Origin of the sequence: Corynebacterium gottingense, assembly GCF_003693265.1 — a bacterium.
GTDB lineage: Bacteria > Actinomycetota > Actinomycetes > Mycobacteriales > Mycobacteriaceae > Corynebacterium > Corynebacterium gottingense.
In genome coordinates this window covers 1-2,004 of sequence record NZ_RDRE01000101.1, presented here as the reverse complement: position 1 = coordinate 2,004, position 2,004 = coordinate 1, and the positions used below count along the sequence as shown (strand labels likewise).

1 protein-coding gene and 2 rRNA genes are annotated in these 2,004 nt (G+C 61.0%); all 3 read left to right on the top strand.

Annotated features, from left to right (window positions below; translation table 11 throughout):
* A 23S ribosomal RNA gene (locus EAW56_RS11925) occupies positions 1-129 on the top strand; the annotation flags it as partial.
* A 174-nt stretch (positions 130-303) separates the two neighbouring features.
* Positions 304-421, top strand: a 5S ribosomal RNA gene (gene rrf / locus EAW56_RS11920).
* 1,003 nt (positions 422-1,424) lie between these two features.
* Positions 1,425-1,967 carry a hypothetical protein gene (locus EAW56_RS11915; RefSeq protein WP_122086765.1) on the top strand — a complete coding sequence of 181 codons (543 nt, stop codon included), beginning with the start codon at positions 1,425-1,427 and terminating at the stop codon, positions 1,965-1,967.
* Positions 1,968-2,004 lie beyond the last annotated feature (37 nt).

Below are 2,004 nucleotides of genomic sequence, written 5' to 3'. Positions count from 1 at the left end.
CTAAGCGGGAAGCCTGTTTTGAGATGAGGTTTCTTAGGCGCCCAGGAGATGACTGGGTTGATAGGCCAGATCTGGAAGCATCGTAAGGTGTGGAGGTGACTGGTACTAATCCGCCGTTGATCAAACACTTTTGCACACACGTGGATACACTTGTGGTGTTGTTGATTTGCGAAACGATTTGTTTGCGTCCACTATGCAGTGCTGGCACAGCACACTGTTGGCCAACTGTTCATATTGTTGAATATTTTGACTGTCGCATCACCGGCCCTTTGTGGTTGGTGGCTGGCATGCCCCGTTGGGTGTGTCGGTGGTTGATGGCGGCGGGGAAACGCCCGGTCCCATTCCGAACCCGGAAGCTAAGCCCGCCCGCGCTGATGGTACTGCACTCGGGAGGGTGTGGGAGAGTAGGTTACCGCCGACCCAAAACTATAAATAATTGAATAATGTGTGTGCGCCCCGGCCCCGGGGTGGTGGGATCATGTGTTGATCCGCACCGCCCTTTGTGGCCGGGGCGCTTCTCCGTGTGCGCGTAGCAGGGTGGGGGGGGAGCCTGGCCCGCCGAGACGCGTAACCTGCCACCGGGGAGTAGCCGTTGTCAGCTGCCGACTGTGACGGGCATCAATGGCGGCGGCTCGGCCGACCCACGAGGCGTGCGCACATGGCGCTAGCTCCATCTCCACCGACCGGACACATGCGACCTGGGCTTTTACCGGTGAGCCGAGCGCACATGGCGCTAGCTCCATCTGCGGCTACCAGACGGATGCGACCAGGGTATTTACCGGCGCCACCGTCCAAATGGAGCTAGCTCCATATAGCGCAGCCCGCGCCGAAGTCTCACAACCATCGCAGACCAAGCTGTGGCCGTGCCGGGGGCTTTACTCTGCCACCGCAGAGTAAATGGGGAGCGTGGACCGCCGTGGTGCCTACGCTGTCGTCGCAGAGTGCCACCCGGTTGAATATTCGGGCAAAGGCTTCGCGGTTATCCTCTCCGCATGATCGCCCGGCGTTGCTGCTGCCCCCCGGTTCACGCGTGCTGGCGCACCGCTTGGCCCAGTGAGGCGGCTATCTGACGAGATCTCCTTGACGAAGATGCGAGACGAGGGACCGTGAATTCGTCACCCCCTTCTCGTCCAACACACAGCGTCCATCAAACACACGGTCTTCTCGTCAAACACCCGAAACCACACCACACCGGACAGCCGAGCCAGCTGCAGGCCGCCCTGAGTCGGCAACCACTCACTCCACCCCGCCCACCGCAGAATATAATCTCACCTGCCGGGGGCGCGCCGGCAACTTTCGGTCCCTATCAACACAACAGCCTCGAAAACCACCCCGCGTTAACGGTTCTTGATTATGCTGTGCTCAAACCCACAGTTCGCCCCCAGTCTGGCAGCAGCAGTGCAGTACAACACAAGGAGACCACAATGAGTGCCCCGAAGATCCGCGCAACGTCCATCGCCCTCACCGCCTCGCTCGCCGCTGCCGTAATGGTGGCAGCACCTCTCGAGTCGTCGGCCTCCGAAGTAATCGTGAAGGGTGACAAGTGCACCTTTAACTACTCCGGCGACCTGGGTACTCCCTACACGAAGGTGCGCACCCGTACTATGACGAAGGCTCAGGCGCAGAAGGAGCTCGACCGGATCATCGCTAAGGAGAAGGCCTACCTGGACAAGGGCGGCAAGCGCCCGGCTACTGGTTCCTCGGAGGGGATCGATGACTACCTCGAGGTAAACGGAGCGGGGTCCTACCTGGCACCGGGCCTACGTGCGTGCATCAAGGGGCGCAACCTCTCTTACGACGAGTCCGAGTGGCAGTCAGGGCTGTTCTATCCTGACGGCTCCCCAATGCCGGCGATGATCCTCTGGCCCACGCTTCTCGCGCTTCTCGTCGTCGGCGGGGTAGTCGGTGCCGCGTGGCCGCAGATCGCGCCGATGCTTCCGGCGGAAGTCACCGCGCTTATTCCGTAGCCGCGCACCACTCCGTTCCATCCGCTAGTATGTGCGA

Excerpts from the sequence above, each read along its gene's own strand:
- EAW56_RS11915 (WP_122086765.1), top strand. The coding sequence starts at position 1,425 with ATGAGTGCCCCGAAGATCCGCGCAACGTCCATCGCCCTCACCGCCTCG.